This is a genomic window from Paraburkholderia denitrificans (assembly GCF_042655705.1).
In the GTDB taxonomy this organism is placed as follows: Bacteria; Pseudomonadota; Gammaproteobacteria; order Burkholderiales; family Burkholderiaceae; genus Paraburkholderia; species Paraburkholderia denitrificans.
On the sequence record NZ_JBHSMP010000038.1, the window covers coordinates 100,591 to 116,284 of the forward strand.

Here is a 15,694-nt window from a genome sequence, read left to right on the forward strand (position 1 = left end):
CGATCGGGCCGCCCGCAAGGATCTTCATGAAACCCACAAGTCATCCTCAGGTCGGCGTCAAGCTGCGCGGAGCCGACAAGACGGCGCGCATTCCCGTCAAGATCATTCCCATCACACCGGAGCAGCAATTGCGCAAGCCGGAATGGATTCGCGCCGCGTTCCGTGGCACGCAGCGCGTGCGTGAGCTCACCACCACGCTGCGCGAAAACCGGCTTCACACCGTGTGCGAGGAAGCCAACTGTCCGAACCTCGGCGAATGCTTCACCCACGGCACGGCGACGTTCATGATCATGGGTGCGATCTGCACCCGGCGCTGCCCGTTCTGCGACGTAGGTCACGGCCGACCGCTGCCGCTCGACCCCGCGGAGCCGATGAACCTCGCGCAGACGGTCACCGGCATGCGGCTGAAGTACGTAGTGATCACCTCGGTCGACCGCGACGACCTGCGTGACGGTGGTGCCCAGCATTTTGCCGACTGCATTCGCGAAGTGCGTGCCGCGAACCCTGGCATCACCATCGAGGTCCTGACGCCGGACTTTCGCGGCAGGGTCGACCTTGCGCTGGATCGGCTCTCGGCCGAGCCGCCCGACGTCTTCAACCACAACATCGAGACGGTCCCGCGCCTTTACCGCGAGGTGCGACCGGGCGCCGACTACGCCCACTCGCTGGACCTCCTCGCCCGCTTCAAGGCACGCCACCCGCACGTCGCGACCAAGTCCGGCCTGATGCTGGGCGTGGGCGAGACGCGCGAGGAGATCGACACGGCGCTCGCTGACCTGCGTGCCCACGCCGTCGATATGGTGACGATCGGCCAGTACCTTCAGCCCAGCCTGCACCACCTGCCGGTACGCCGCTACGTCACGCCCACCGAGTTCGACGAACTGCGCCTCGTCGGCGAGCGCATGGGCTTTCGTCACGTGGCGTCCGGCCCGATGGTGCGCTCGTCCTACCATGCCGACCTGCAGGCACGCGGTGTGATCGAAGGCTGACAGCGATGGATGCAATCTGGAACGTCAGGATCGAGCGCCTCGAAACAAAGCTTGCGGTTGGTATTTACGATAACGAGCGGGAACCCCAGCCGGTGTGGGTCAGCGTGACGCTGACCGGCCTGGCGCCGGCGGTTCCCGCTGGGCTCCACGACTGCATCGACTACGAACCGCTGTGCCACTGGCTCGCCACTGAATGGCCGCGCTCGCCGCATACGCCGCTGCTGGAGACGCGCGTGAACGAGGTCTTCGACTTTGCCTTCGCGCTCAATCCGCGTGTGCAGGAAGTATCGGTCGGGCTCTACAAGCAGCGTGTCAGCCGCTACGCGACGGCGATCGGCCTCGAGCGCTCCACCAGCCGCGCTGCACATGTACGCACCATGCCTGCACTCCGGCACATTGAAAAGGGAATCGAACATGTCGCAGACATCGACTGAGCTGTCACGCTTCGCGCTGACTTTCGCGGCCGCGAGCGAGCGTGGCCAGACTGCCGCCATCACCGCGCTACTGGAAAAGCACGACGCCTATATCGAGGAGTTCACAGTCTTCGACGATGTTCTGAGCGGGCGCTTCTTCCTGCGCACGGTCTTTCGTCTGGTCGAGGCAACGGACGTGGCGCTCGCCGCGCTGCGCGACGGGTACGCCGGATTGCGCAACCGCTTCCGCGAGCCCGAGGGGCAGATCCACGACCTGCAACGGCCAATGCGTGTGCTGCTGATGGTATCCAGGGCCGACCACTGTCTGCGCGACCTGCTCGACCAGTGGCGCCGGCATGAACTCGAGATGGATATTGTGGCGGTCGCCTCTAACCACCTCGACCTTGGCCCCCTTGTAATCGCCGAGGGGTTGCCTTTCCACCACCTGCCCATCACGCCGGATACGAAGCCACAGCAGGAAGCTGCGCTGCTCGAACTGATTGAATCGAAGGGAGCCGAACTGGTCGTACTTGCCCGCTACATGCAGGTGCTTTCGGCCACAATGTGCGAACGGCTCGCGGGTCGCGTCATCAACATCCACCATTCGTTTCTGCCCGGCTTCAAGGGTGCGCGCCCGTACGAACAGGCACACGCGCGAGGGGTGAAGCTGATCGGTGCGACTGCACATTTTGCGACCATCGATCTCGACGAAGGGCCGATCATCGAGCAGGTCATCGAACGTGTCGACCACGCCTACAGCCCGGAACAGCTCCTGAGCACGGGCCGGCACGTCGAATGCCTGACACTTGGCCGCGCGCTGCGTTATGTGCTTGAGCGCCGCGTGTTCATCAACGGCCTGCGGACTGTTGTGCTGCGCTGAAAGCCGTGGTGGATCGTGGCGGGCGATCCGCTCTCGCAGGGGCAGTTGCCCGGCGGAGCGTGGGTCCTACGCTCCGAGCTCAGCCAGCGCCATCGCGCACCACGGCCCGGCCAGCACGCGCAAGAAAATCGGCCTGCTTGACGCGGGCGAGCGGCAGTGCGCGTTGGCCTGTTTTCCCTCATCGTCTCCTATCGCCCATGTCCGTCTCGCCGATTTCCATCGTGTCCACGCCTGTCGCCGCTCCCGATTCGACGGCTGCCATTCCGGCCCAACCGGTGACGGTACGCTGGCGCGGCGTCGAGCCGTACGACGCGAGCTTCGACGCAATGCGCGCGTTCACCGATGCACGCACCGCCGACACCGGCGACGAAATCTGGATGGTCGAGCATCCGCCCATCTACACGCTCGGTCAGGCGGGTGATCCTGCCCACCTGCTGGTCGCTGATACCGGCATCCCGCTCGTCGAGGTCGACCGCGGTGGGCAGATCACCTATCATGGCCCCGGCCAGATCGTCGGCTACCTGCTGCTCGACTTGCGCCGGCGCAAACTGATGGTCCGCACGCTGGTGTCGCGAATCGAAGAGGCCGTGATCGAAACCCTCGCTGCGTATCATCTCGGCTCGGTCCGCAAGGCGGGCGCGCCAGGGGTCTACGTCGAATCCGGTCCGCACAAAGGCGCGAAGATCGCGGCGCTTGGCCTGAAGATCCGCAACGGCTGCAGCTATCACGGCCTGAGCCTGAATGTGAAGATGGATCTGCACCCGTTTCTCGCAATCAATCCGTGCGGCTATGCCGGGCTGGAAACCACCGACATGGCGAGCCTCGGGGTTGCCGCCGACTGGAACGACGTCGCGCACACCCTGGTGCGCCGACTGATCACCAACCTCGATGGCAAGTCCAGGGCCGCCGCATAATCGCAGGAACAAACTTGCGTGTAAGCACCGCATGTTTTTGTTTGAGATCAATCAAGGAGGCGAAGGCACCACCTGCAATGGATATCGCGATCAACCTTAACGAACCTCATTTCCGCCTGATCTAGCCATTTTTTAAAGCCCGGCAACGGCGATATTCGTGGCTTTCATTCATGCTATGTCGCTAACCCCTGTTATCGGTAGGGACGCGTTTTCACGTAAAACTACCTCTCCTCGAAACGGGTCGCCGATACCGTCACAGCTATAATATTCGGACGCCAAAATATCTACATCATTTCCCCGATGCCGCATCGGTCTCCGCCGTGCGGGCGTGGTACGCCGGTGGGTTTTGTTGCAATAAGGCGGTCGGCTATGATGTGAGGAACAAGAGGAATGAATGAAAGGTTGATGAAGACGCTGAATCCGAGCGTGGCCCGCGTGCTCAAACGCCTGCATTACCCGCTTGATGTGATCCTGACTTGCGTTCACTGGTATGTGGCCTGTCCGCTCAGCCTGCGAAACCTTGAAGAAATAATGGCGGAGCGAGGCATTTCAGTGGATCATTCAACCGTGCCTCGCTGGGCCCTCAAGCTGCTGCCGGTGCTGGAAAGAGCGTTTTTGCCTCCACAAGTGCCCCGTCGGCAAGAGCTGGCGGGTCGACGAGACCTACATCAAGGTCAACGGCCAATGAAAATACCTGTATCGCGCGGTCGACAAGGCCGGCAACACTATCGACTTTCTGTTGCGGGCCCATCGGGATAAGACTGCAGCGTGGCGGTGTTTCGAAAAATCGACCGCCCAGAATGGCGAATCCGAGACTGTGACAATTGAAAGAAGTGGCGCCAATCTGGCTGCGCTGGAAGCCATCAACGCCGAGCGCGAAACACCCATCAAGATCCGGCAGGCGAAGTACTTGAACAACATCATTGAACAAGACCACCGCTCAATCAAGCGGCGTATCCGCCCCATGCTCGGATTCAGGAGTTTTCGGTGCGCACGCATCGTGCTCAGCGGCATCGAGGTGGCTCATATGATCGCCAAAGGGAAGATGAGAGATAACAGCGCCCGACAAACTGTCGCCGAGCAGTTCTCTTCGCTGGCAGCATAAGTAATCCTGGCCATATCAGGCTTTGTTCAACCTGCAATCGCTATCGCGACAAAACCTCCTTTTTCGCAACCGCCCCTTGCTTCGCCGTGCACTGATGGCTCGTCAATGAAAAGATGTAGATGGGGTGTGCATGCCCGGTTCAATGAAATTTCAGGCGCCGCGCTGTAGACTGGAACCATCCTGCGGACCTTTTCAAGAATACCTCATGACGGAACAGAGATTGGCCTATTTGGAGTCAGACCGCGTTCAGGGTCAATTGCACGGTCTCATCGCGACGCTCCTGGCTATTGCCGAATTTCTTCCGCGAGATGCATTCATAAACGAGTTCAAGACACACCTCCAGGCGCGGCGAAATGTCCTCGGGTTTCACGACCCCTCGGACTTAAGGCTTAATGCGCTGAATGACTATGAAAGCTTTCTCCTTGACGAAATCAACCGAGGAAAATGAACCAGATGTGGAGAATATTTTTAACGGCATGTCTGATGTCAGCGTACCTTTTCGCGGAATCCTCGGCATCAGCAGCACCGGTCGATGACATCATCGAATATGTGAGGATCATTGATCAGTCTGATCCGCAGTCACTGATTCGTAGTGCGACCGAGGAAGTGCAGGATGAAATTCGTGCCCGTGCTATTGACCCTCACGATACCGTTCGTATCATGGACATCATCAATCGTGACATCCTTCCATACACGAACATCCATCGCACGGCACAACTTGCGATGGGGCATTACTGGAAGATGGCGACACCATCACAGCGTGAAGAAATAACTCAGCAATTTCAGATCCTGCTGATACATACCTATTCGGGCGCGTTAGGTTTGCTGACGCCTGGCATGAAATTCAAATATCCGGCTGCGCCAGCATCGAATAACGAGCGCGATGCAGTCGTTCGTACTATCGCCGCTTATAATGGTGACTTCGTTGAGATAGACTATCGTCTGTATCGCGCGTCAGATGGCTGGCGCGTCTACGACATTAACCTGCTTGGCGTGTGGTTAGTGCAGGTGTATAAGCAACAGTTTTCCGAGGCAATCAACCGGAATGGCATTGACGGATTTATCAGATTTCTTGAGGATCGTAATCGGAAATTTCATGATGAGAATCAAAATAAGCAGTTAACTATGTTAACAGCGCCTCAATAGTGATCGAGGCACACCGGGCGGGTAATACTGAGGAGAGGCGGTGGGTGCTTCGCGTCTGCCCCTCAAGTACGCGCTGAATGTTGCTGTTATTGCGAGCAATACAACAGCTTTCGGTGCTCTACGTCGCCCGGCAACATGCGCGATATAACGGTTCGAGCCAGCCTGATCGCAGTTTTGGTGATTTTCTCGGCGATGATCCTGCTCGGCGGCGTGGCAGCGTCGGTGTGGTGCGTGAGGCCAACACGGGCACGGGAGCGGTGCGAAAAATGGCACGGCAGAACATTCTCGTGAATGACGCGTACAAGGATAATGCACGTACTCGCTCGGCGCTGATGCGGGCCTACACCGCGCTCAAGGAGCGCAACGATCGCGCCGCACGTGATGCCGCGCTCAGAAGCACGCAGCGCACGCTCGATCTGTCCGCGAGCGAGACGCCGCAACGTCACGGACATCTCGTCCAAATACCAGGTGCTCCCGGGCTTGCGCCGTACCGCCTTCGCACAGTGGGCGAAGCCGTGCGGATTCAACCGGTCGATGCAACGGATTGGTGGAATCGCTCAGCCGGTGTATCGAAGTTTAGTGTTTTTCGCGGACGCTCATTGAGTTGTCTAGCTACGCCATTAAGTTTTGCCTGTGAATAAATCGAAGATCGTTCACGCGTTTGCGCAGCTCCGTGCCAGGTTTGAAGTGAGGCACGTGCTTTTCAGGGACCAACACCTTTTCGCCCGTCCTCGGGTTACGTCTTACGCGCGACGGGCGGCGAACCTGTTTCGAAACGAGTTCAGCCTGCACCTTCGCCAGCAGCGACCGCCCGTCCGCGAGAGACAGGCCCAGGTCCGCAAGACTACAATCAGAGCGTTAAACGACGGCTAAAACTCCGTCGCTCTCCTCGATCGTTTCACCCTCGACCAACCTTGCTTCGATGATCAACTGCATGACCTGGCTCGCAGCGTTGCGAGGCCGATTAGCGTACTCCACGCGAAACGGGGCCGCGACTGAAAACAAAAGCTGCCCTCCTTGGCACCACGCGATCCTCTGTGCTACGCCAGTTAGAATACGCACAATCGCGTCCCTTTCCGACGCCCCGCCCATCAAGGTGAGCAGCCAGCCCGATGCCACACGCCGCAGACCCTTACGTTCTTGTCGACACGCGACACGGAACGATGATTGCCAACCGCTTTGATGAATATGTCGGTCAAGCGTTGATCCGATATGGTGAGTACGCCGAGCTTGAAACGCAGTTGCTTTTGCAATGTGCCAATGAGCGGCCGGGCACTGTCGTCGAAATCGGCGCCAATATCGGCAGCCAGACGGTGCCCCTGGCAAAAGCGGCCAAAGCGCTCGGCGCCGAGGTCATCACATTTGAGCCGCAGCCGTTCCTGTTCCAGAACCTGTGTGCAAATCTCGCATTGAACGCCGTGGACAATGTGACCGCGTGGCCTTACGCGTGCGCGGCGGATCCGGGAACGGTCTGGTTCAAACGCCCCAATTACAAGCGGACAGGCAACTTCGGAGCCGTATCGGTTCAAACGCAACCGTTGGAGAGTGGCATTCAGGTGCCATGCGTGCGACTCGATGACATGATGCGCGAGCGCACCGTGCAACTCCTGAAAGTGGACGTCGAAGGGTTCGAATTACAGGTGCTGCAAGGCGCGCGGGATGTCCTCACGAAGCACCGCCCTCTGCTGTATGTCGAGAATGATCGGGTCGCCAACTCTTCGGCACTCATCCAATATTTGTGGGAGCACGATTACCGGCTTTTGTGGCACATCAGCCCGCTATTCAATCCGCATAATTTCCGGGGTAACGCGGAAAACTGCTATCCGCAACTTTGCTCCTTCAACATGCTCGGCGTCCCGCGGGAGTCGAGCCTCACGATCCAGGGCTTCGAGGAAATTCTCGATGCAACCGCTCATCCGTTGGCGGGGCGTCAGCCATGACTGGCCAGTAGGCAACTTGCACATCGAATGAAGCCATGCTTCATACCGCAATTCGAGTGCAATTCAACCGGCCGCATAAAGAACGACGTTGTCAATTGGTGTTTTCAGTTGAGACAAACTGTCGCGACCCTCGCGCTGCACGCGTCGGCGTATCCCTCGCCTGAGACGCCTGGAATCTCATCGATTTGGCAACGGCTTCGAGCATAAACTTGATGGGTGGCATTCTTGCCAACGTGCCGGACGCCTGCGCACAAGCCTTGGCGAACCCTCGTAGGGCGCAAGGAAAATGATTTTATTTGTAGTTAAATTGAAAAAATATGCGAATTAGCTTGAATCGTAATGTGATTTCTCGGAAATGAGCATTGGTGAATAGACAATATGCGAAAACCCGTTGTCTGAATTTCGCAATTCCTCTGAATTATCCGTTGCAAGCCGTTACCGTTCTTAGATAATTGCTTCCCAAATATTTCTTTATTGGGTGCGACCATGAGCCGTAAGAACGTACTACCGAGACAACGTGCCATCGCCGCGGCTCTTGCCGGTGCGCTCGCGGGGGTCGTTCCGCTAGTCGCAAAAGCCGACTGCGGCGTCAACGGCACGATCAGCTCCAACACCACCGAAATCGGCTGGTCGTCGGGGAACTGCACGATTGCTACCAACGTCGTCATCTCCAACTTCAACACCGCGACCGCTTTGCTGGCAACCGGCTCCTCGCTGGGCACGCTCACCAACAACGGCACCATCGCCGGCATCACGTACGGGCTGGTCAATTCGGGGACCATCAGCGTATTGAACAACAACAGCGGCGGTCAGATGATCGGCGGCAGTGCGGGCATTCGCAACACCGGCTCCGTTAGCACGTTCAGCAACAACGGCCTCATCGCCACGACCGGCATCGCCGGTACCATTGCGTCCGGCATTCAGAACGCCGGCTCGATCGGGACGCTGACCAACACCGCAACCGGTACGATTACCGGCGCTGGGAGGGGGATATTCAACAGCGGCACCATCGGCATCGTGAACAACATGGGCCTCCTCGCCGGCAGCGGCACGGTAAGCGGCAGCATCTTCGGTATCGATAACAGTGGCGGCAGCATTGGCACGATCCTCAACAGCGGCACCATCAAAGGCTCCACCTACACCGGAACGATCGTCGGCTACGGCGTGCTTGGCGAAAACTCCGGCACCATCGGCACGCTGAACAATAGCGGCACCATCACCAACGAACTGGGCGTCCTCATCCGCAGCGGCGCTACCCTTGGCACGCTGACCAATACCGGGGCGATCGTCGGGACCTTTTCCGGCGTCGTTGCGCAGACCGGCACCATCGGCGTAATCGACAACACCGGCCTCATTAGTGGTGCGACCAGCCAGACCGTTACTGGTTTCCCGTCATCGCCTTATACGGGCATCTTCGCGCTGGCTGGTGCCAGCATTGGCTCGGTGACCAACAGCGGCACCATTGCGGGTCTCTTCAACGCGATCAAGGTCGACAGTACCAGCACCATCGGCCAGATCGTCAACAGCGGCTTGATCGCCGGTAACATCACCAACGCCGGCACCCATGATCTCAGTATCAGCGGCGGCAGCGGCGCGGTATTCGGCACGCTGACAGGCATCAGCGGCGGAATCGGCAGCTCGGCTGCAGGCACCATCACGAATACCTCGTCCAATGTCGTGTTCGGGTCCGGCAACCTGCTGCTCAACGACCAAGTCAACGTCGGAAGCCATGCCGTCAACAACATCGGCGCCACGCTGCAGGTCAACAATCCCATCGCGATCACGGGCAATTACACGCAGGGGGCATCCGCCACGCTGCTGGTCGGCGTCGCGGACGGCGCCGTGGCCGGCGGCTCGCCCGGCAGCGACAGCGGTTACGGCCGGCTGGTCGTCTCAGGTACCGCCAATATCGCGAGCGGCTCTGCCGTGACGCTGCAAAAACTGAATGCGTACGGGTTTGCGGCTGGCCAGCGCTTCGTCGTCATCGACGCCGCCGGGACCGGCACGAACTACAACGAGGGCACGCTGCGTTATTCGATTGCCGGGACGACCGGACTGGTCGCCACCGGTGCGGCTGTGGCCAACGGAGAGAAGAGCGATCTTGTCCTGACGCTCGCCAACGCCACGACATCGACGCCGACGTCACCGGCGCCGACAGGCGCAACCGCGCCCAATGCCGTGTCGGCGCTGACCGGGCTGGCGAACTACACCGGCATCAGTCCGGCCCTGCTCAACCTGTACAACGCCTCGCTCGCGCTCGACGCCGGCGGCTCGACCCAGGCGCTCAACGCCGCCGGCAAGCAGTTGAGCCCGACGTCGCAGACCTCGTCGAGCCGCGCGGCGGCCGCTCCGACCTACGACGTGCTCGACATCATCTCGAGCCACGCCAACGGCTTGCGCCTGGCGCAAAATCGCGGCAGCGGCATCTCGACCGGCGACGCTTCGCCGAGTTGGGGCGTCTGGGGGCAGGCGTTCGGCGGCCATGCGAGCCAGGACGAACGCGATGCGGTGGACGGATACAGCGCCAATTATGGCGGTCTGCTGTTCGGGGTCGATCGGTCGGTTACCGAGACATGGCGTGTCGGCGGCGCCTTCAGCTACAGCAACGCTGCTGTCAACAACACGGGCGACACGGCCGGAAACAACACCCGCATCAACTCGTACGGCCTGCTCGGCTACGCCAGCTACGTGGCGAACCGGTGGTACGCCAATCTGTCGGTGGGCGCCATCCAGCAGCGCTACGACACGAATCGCCTGGTCGCCTTCCCCGGTTTCTCTGGGGATGCCCACGGCAGCTTCAACGGGCAGCAGTACGTCGCGCGCGGCGAGGTCGGCTATCCGCTCGCGCTCGGCGTCGCGACGGTCACGCCGCTTGCGAGCCTGACCTACAGCTATCTGCATCAGAGCGCCTACACCGAATCGGGCGGCAACGGCGCAGCGCTCTCGGTCGATTCCTCGCACCTGAGCTCGGTCACCACCGACATCGGCGCGAAGATCGAGCGCGAAGTGCCGACTTCGTTCGGGGTGCTCGTGCCGGACCTGACCGTCGCGTGGCGTCACGAGTACGACAACACGCGCGCGCTCACCAACGCCACGTTCGCCGCCGACCCCAGCGGACAGACCAGCTTCACGGTGCTGGGTACGAGCCCCATGACCAACTCGGCCATCCTGACCGCGGGTGTCACGCTGCTGAACCAGAAGAACCTGAGCCTGACCGCACGCTATGACGTCCAGATCGGGCAGGGCTATTTGTCCCAGGCCGGCAGTGTGCGACTGCGGCAGCTGTTCTGATCGCGGACGATGGGGCCGGCTCGGTAGCCGGCTCTCGCACGGGCCGCGTTTCCAGGCACCTTGGCCTGAAATGCGGCACCCGTCTGCCGAGAGCCCATGAGGGTCGCAATGCCGCACGCACGTGCTACGATCGCGCAGCATCGATGTTCATTCTTTCCAATGCCCCGATTTCTTGAGCATGTCTAGCGCAAACCCCCCAGGCAACATGAGTATCCAGGAGGCGCTCACACGGGCCTACGCGCATTGGAACGCCGGTCAGGCCGAGCAGGCCGAAATGCTGGCCCAGCGGGTGCTGGCCGCATGGCCTGGGCAGCCCGATGCGCTCCATCTGCTCGGGGTGATGGCACACGCCTACGGCAACCTGGATCTGGCGATCTCCCACCTGAGGCAGGCGTGTCTCGCCCCGCGCGCGCCGGCCGTGTATTCCAGCAATCTCGCGGAAATGTATCGCCAGAAGGGCATGCTGCCCGAAGGCGAGGAGGCCGCGCAGCGCGCCGTCGCGATGGATCCGACGCTCGTGTCCGCATGGAACAATCTGGGCATCCTGCTGCAGGAAGCCGGCAAGCTCGAGCAGAGCCGCGCGTGTCTGGAAAGGGTCGTGGCGCTCAGCCCAGACTGGGCCGAAGCCCATAACAACCTGGGCAACACGTGGCGTCTGCTGGGACGGATGGATCATGCGCAGGCCTGCTACGGGAAGGCGCTCACGCTCAACCCGTCGTATGCGGAAGCGCACAGCAATCTCGCCTTCCTGCTCTCCACGCAGGGCAGCTACGACGAAGCCGCCCAGCATGCGCGGCAGGCGATCGATCTCAATCCTCGCTTCGTCGATGCGTACCTGAACCTCGCGGACGTCGAGATTTCCCGCCAGCGCCACGATGCGGCGCTGCGTGCGCTCGATATGCTCAACGCTTTCGCTCCGGAGCATCCGGCCGCACTCACGGCGCGCGCGAAGGCGCTCAGACAGATTGCCCATGCCGAAGAAGCGCTAGCCATCGCGCGGCATGCCGTTGCACTCGTGCCGCGCAGCGCCGAGGCACACCACACGCTTGCGATGGTGCTGCAGGATCTCAGCCTGACCGACGAAGCGCTCCAGGCGTACGAGCAGGCCGCGACATTGCCCGGCACCGTGGCCGAAGCGGCGCTGGTGGGACGCGCCACCTTGTTGACGGAAGCGGGGCGCAAGGACGAGGCGCTGGCGGCCTTCGAGCTGGCGCTTGCGCGTTTTCCGGGTTCCGCGCAGGCGCTCGCGGCGCGCGCGGAGCTGCGCACGTTCAGTGCGGACGATCCCGACATACCGGCGCTGGAGGCCTGCCTCGCGCAAGGCGAACAACGCTCGCTCGTCGAGCGCATTGCGGCGCACTTCGCGCTCGGCAAGGCCTATCTCGACATCAAAGATCCTGAACAGGCGTTTCGCCATCTCGAGGCCGGCAACCGCCAGAAACGCGCTTCGTTCGACTACGACGGCGAGCAGACCGGCCGCTGGATGGAACACATCAGCACGGGTTTCACACCGGAACGATATGCCCAGCTCGCAGGCCACGGCGAGCCGTCGACGCTGCCCATCTTCATCATCGGCATGCCGCGCTCCGGCACCACGCTGATCGAACAGATCCTCGCGTCGCATCCGCAGGTGACGGGCGCAGGCGAACTGTCGGCGCTTCGTCTCGCGATCGACGAAATCGGCGGCTTTCCCGACGGCGTCCTTGCGTTCGACGGCCAGGCCGGCGCGCAAGCGCGCTTGCGCCAGTGCGGAGCATCGTATCTGGCCCGCGTAGCGCCGCTTGCCGCAGGACGTCCGCACGTCGTCGACAAGATGCCTGGCAATTTCCTGTATGCAGGTGCGATCCCGCTGATCCTGCCGGGCGCCCGGATCATCCACGTTCGGCGCGACCCGGTCGATACGTGCTTGTCCTGCTACACGAAGCTGTTCGCCGGACAGCAGCCGTTCGCGTATGACCAGGCCGAGCTCGGCGCCTTCTATCGCCAGTACGAACGCTTGATGGCGCATTGGCGCGAACTGCTGCCTGGCGGTGCATTCATCGAAATCGAATACGAGGCCGTGGTCGAAGACCTCGAAGGCGAAGCGCGGCGGCTGATCGGCTTCCTCGGGCTGCCGTGGGACGATGCCTGCCTGAGCTTCCATCAAAACCGCCGGGTGGTCCGCACGGCGAGTGTCAACCAGGTGCGCCAGCCGATCTACCGGACCTCGAAGGGGCGCTGGCACGCGCAAGCGCGCTATCTTGGTCCGCTGCTCGAGGCGCTCGGCGTCGAGGCGCCGTGATGTCCGGCGCCATCCCTGATATCCGCGCCATCGAGCTCGAGGTTCGTCCGCTCCTGGTGTCGGGACGCTACGAGGAAGCCGAGGCGATCGTGCGGCCGTATCTGGCCTCGGGCACCGGACCGCTCGTGCTCTGGAAGCTGCTCGCGGCAGCGCTTCGCCCGCAGGGGCGCATCGCCGAAACGCGCGTGATCCAGGAAATGCTGGTGGCGCACGTGCCCGGCGATTTCCCCGCGCGTTTCGATCTCTCCGAGACCTTGCTGCTCTCGGGCGAGTTCGAACGCGGCTGGCGTGAGTACCACTACCGCTACAGCCTCGCACACACGGCACACATCGAGCGCAAGGTGCAACGTCCGCGCTGGGACGGCCGCGCCATGCCCGGCAAAACGCTGCTGATTCACGACGAGCAGGGCTACGGCGACACCTTCCAGTTCATGCGCATGGTGCCGTGGGCCAAGGAGAAGAGCGGTGCGCGGGTCGTCCTCGAAATCAACGCGGAATCGCTGTCGCTCGTACGGCGCAGCGCGGGGTTCGACGAGATCGTCGTACGCGGGACGCTGCCGCCCGCGTTCGACATGCACTGCGAGATGATGAGCTTGCCGATGGCCTTGGGGCTGCGTCTTCACGACTTGCCCGGGCCGATTCCGTACCTGAGCCCGGACCCGCAGCGCGTCGAGCGCTGGCGGCAGCGTCTGGCCGACCTGCCGCGCCCGCTGGTCGCGCTCGTTTGGGCGGGACGGCCCACGCATCCCAATGACGCGAACCGCTCACTGAGCCTCGGCGAGCTCGCGCCGCTCGTGCAGGCAGGCGTGAGCTTCGTCTCGATCCAGAAAGGCCCCGCGGCAACGCAGGCCGGCTCGCCGCCCGACGGCATGCGGCTGCTGTCGTTGTCCGACGAGATCGACGATTTCGAGGACACGGCGGCGATCCTCTCGGTTACCGATTTGCTGGTCTCGGTGGACTCTTCTCCCGTCCACCTCGCGGGCGCATTGGGCCGCCCCGTTTGGGTCATGCTGCCGAAGGTGCCGGACTGGCGCTGGCTGCTCGATCGCGCGGACACGCCGTGGTATCCGCAGATGCGTTTGTTTCGCCAGGACTTGCGCGGGGACTGGAGCGGGGTCGTCTCCCGGATGGCGGCTGAGCTCGCGCGGTGCAGGGCTCGATGAGCGTCGTGGGCCGGCGCGGTGGTGTGTCGGGTCATAACACCTATCGTGCGGTGACAGTCTGGCTCGCGCTGCTGCTTTTCTGCGCGCTGCCAGGATGCGCCGCGCTCGATCGCGACGCGCACGCGGACGCTCTGGCCGAGCCTGCCCATCTGCACCGCCAGCTTGTCGACGCCGGCGGCTTCGTGCTGACGGCCTTTGCGCGCATTTCGCAGCCCGGCAAGCCACTGCGCGTGTACATCGAAGGCGATGGCGTTGCCTGGCTGTCGCGCACCATGCCCTCGCTCGACCCGACGCCGCGCGAGGCCACGGGTCTCGCCCTCGCCGCGAACGACCCCACACCGAACGTCGTCTACCTGGCGCGCCCCTGCCAGTTCACGCCGATGGCGATGAATCCGCGATGCGGCATTCCCTACTGGACCGGCAAGCGCTTCGCAGCAGAGGTGATCGAGTCGATAAACGATGCCCTCAGCCGTTTTGCCGCGCTCACACCGGGGCAACCCATCGAGCTGGTCGGCTACTCGGGAGGGGGCGCAGTGGCGGTGCTGATCGCGGCACGCCGCACCGACGTCGTGTCGATTCGAACCGTGGCTGGCAATCTCGACGACGAATTCGTGAATCGGCTGCACGGCGTGTCGCCGATGCCCGAGTCGGAAAACGCGATCAATTTCGCGAGCCGTGTCGCAAGCATTGCGCAAGTACACTTCAGCGGCGCTGAGGACGATGTCGTTCCGCCGTCGGTGGCGCAACGCTTCGTCAACGCCACCGGCACGCGGTGCGCGCAGGCATTGACCGTTCCTGGTTTTTCGCATGACAGTGACTGGAGCCGCCGCTGGCCGGCATTGCTGGAAATCGCGCCGACGTGTGCACCTACAACATTGGGACGGTAAATGAAAATCCTTCCATGCACGGTATGGCTGACAGGCCTGAGCGCAGCGGGCAAGACGACACTTGCGCACGCGCTCGCGGCCGGCCTTGTCGCGAAAAGCATGGCATGCGATGTGCTGGATGGCGACGTACTAAGACAGACGCTATGTCGCGACCTGGGTTTTTCGCGACAGGACCGTCGCGAAAATGTCCGGCGCGTGGCCACACGATGCCGGAAACTGAACGACGCCGGAATCATCGCCATTGCCGCTCTGGTCTCGCCCTATGGCGCAGATCGCGACATGGCGCGTCACCTCGTCGGTATCGACCGGTTTCTCGAGGTATTCGTATCGACGCCACTTTCAGTGTGCGAAGAGCGAGATCCCAAAGGGCTCTACAGAAAGGCACGCGCCGGGGAGATCCCCAATCTGACGGGCATCGGCGACGTCTACGAAGTTCCGCTCCGTCCGGATCTGGCGATCGATACGAGCCAACAACCGAGCGGCACATCTGTTATCGCGATACTGCATACCCTGGAGAGTCGAAAAATGCTATCGATTTCGCAGTGAGCGTTGCCGTCACTCCCCAATCCGACGCGACGCATACTGGAACAACCGCAAAATCCAGACCAGCCCGCAAACCCGGGTAGCTCCCATTGCCCGTTCGGTCATCAATATCCCGACCGCTTCACGGGTCGCGAATGAAGGT

The 15,694-nt window shown here is 61.9% G+C and carries 12 protein-coding genes and 3 pseudogenes; 12 read left to right on the top strand and 3 right to left on the bottom strand.

Translation table 11 applies throughout. The features are described from left to right. The first annotated feature begins 26 nt into the window (after positions 1-26). From lipA to ACFPTO_RS23055, 5 genes and pseudogenes are all read left to right on the top strand, one after another. Entirely contained in the window at positions 27-989 is a 963-nt protein-coding gene (lipA, locus tag ACFPTO_RS23035) for a lipoyl synthase (RefSeq protein WP_293032937.1), read from the top strand. A 5-nt stretch (positions 990-994) separates the two neighbouring features. Then, complete coding sequence (locus ACFPTO_RS23040; protein WP_377715064.1) at positions 995-1,423, top strand: dihydroneopterin aldolase; 429 nt, start codon at positions 995-997, stop codon at positions 1,421-1,423. After that, entirely contained in the window at positions 1,404-2,282 is an 879-nt protein-coding gene (locus ACFPTO_RS23045) for a formyltetrahydrofolate deformylase (protein ID WP_377715066.1), read from the top strand. Before ACFPTO_RS23040 ends, ACFPTO_RS23045 begins: the two co-directional genes overlap by 20 nt. 197 nt (positions 2,283-2,479) lie before the next feature. Then, positions 2,480-3,196 (top strand): lipoyl(octanoyl) transferase LipB, encoded by a 717-nt coding sequence (lipB, locus tag ACFPTO_RS23050; protein WP_377715068.1) that lies wholly within the window; start codon positions 2,480-2,482, stop codon positions 3,194-3,196. Between the two features lie 405 nt (positions 3,197-3,601). Continuing rightward, positions 3,602-4,301: pseudogene (locus ACFPTO_RS23055) on the top strand (IS6 family transposase). A gap of 235 nt (positions 4,302-4,536) precedes the next feature. On the opposite strand, the gene ACFPTO_RS23060 reads toward ACFPTO_RS23055, so the two are convergent. Further along, positions 4,537-4,671, bottom strand: coding sequence for a hypothetical protein (locus tag ACFPTO_RS23060; protein ID WP_377715070.1), 135 nt, complete (start codon positions 4,669-4,671; stop codon positions 4,537-4,539). A 74-nt stretch (positions 4,672-4,745) separates the two neighbouring features. On the opposite strand from ACFPTO_RS23060, the gene ACFPTO_RS23065 reads away from it, so the two are divergent. Then, a complete protein-coding gene (locus tag ACFPTO_RS23065; RefSeq protein WP_377715072.1) occupies positions 4,746-5,447 on the top strand; it encodes an MlaC/ttg2D family ABC transporter substrate-binding protein in 702 nt (233 codons plus the stop codon). A 523-nt stretch (positions 5,448-5,970) separates the two neighbouring features. On the opposite strand, the pseudogene ACFPTO_RS23070 reads toward ACFPTO_RS23065, so the two are convergent. Next, positions 5,971-6,087, bottom strand: a pseudogene (locus tag ACFPTO_RS23070) (IS30 family transposase); the annotation flags it as partial. Continuing rightward, positions 6,060-6,209 (bottom strand): annotated as a pseudogene (locus ACFPTO_RS23075) (HU family DNA-binding protein); the annotation flags it as partial. The pseudogenes ACFPTO_RS23070 and ACFPTO_RS23075, both read right to left, overlap by 28 nt. 401 nt (positions 6,210-6,610) lie before the next feature. Here ACFPTO_RS23075 and ACFPTO_RS23080 point away from each other — a divergent pair. The 6 genes from ACFPTO_RS23080 to cysC all read left to right on the top strand — a co-directional run bounded on the left by ACFPTO_RS23080 (position 6,611) and on the right by cysC (position 15,555). Beyond that, a complete protein-coding gene (locus ACFPTO_RS23080; RefSeq protein WP_377715074.1) occupies positions 6,611-7,387 on the top strand; it encodes an FkbM family methyltransferase in 777 nt (258 codons plus the stop codon). A gap of 486 nt (positions 7,388-7,873) precedes the next feature. Continuing rightward, positions 7,874-10,678 carry an autotransporter outer membrane beta-barrel domain-containing protein gene (locus tag ACFPTO_RS23085; protein WP_377715076.1) on the top strand — a complete coding sequence of 935 codons (2,805 nt, stop codon included), beginning with the start codon at positions 7,874-7,876 and terminating at the stop codon, positions 10,676-10,678. A 205-nt stretch (positions 10,679-10,883) separates the two neighbouring features. Then, positions 10,884-12,959: a tetratricopeptide repeat-containing sulfotransferase family protein gene (locus ACFPTO_RS23090; protein ID WP_377715078.1), complete on the top strand. Its 2,076-nt coding sequence runs from the start codon at positions 10,884-10,886 to the stop codon at positions 12,957-12,959. Next, on the top strand, positions 12,956-14,122 hold the full coding sequence (locus tag ACFPTO_RS23095; protein WP_377715080.1) for a glycosyl transferase family 8: 1,167 nt from the start codon (positions 12,956-12,958) through the stop codon (positions 14,120-14,122). The genes ACFPTO_RS23090 and ACFPTO_RS23095 overlap by 4 nt, the downstream gene beginning before the upstream one ends. Continuing rightward, positions 14,119-15,009: an alpha/beta hydrolase family protein gene (locus tag ACFPTO_RS23100; RefSeq protein ID WP_377715082.1), complete on the top strand. Its 891-nt coding sequence runs from the start codon at positions 14,119-14,121 to the stop codon at positions 15,007-15,009. Before ACFPTO_RS23095 ends, ACFPTO_RS23100 begins: the two co-directional genes overlap by 4 nt. Next, positions 15,010-15,555: an adenylyl-sulfate kinase gene (gene cysC / locus ACFPTO_RS23105; protein ID WP_377715084.1), complete on the top strand. Its 546-nt coding sequence runs from the start codon at positions 15,010-15,012 to the stop codon at positions 15,553-15,555. The last annotated feature ends 139 nt before the right edge of the window (positions 15,556-15,694 follow it).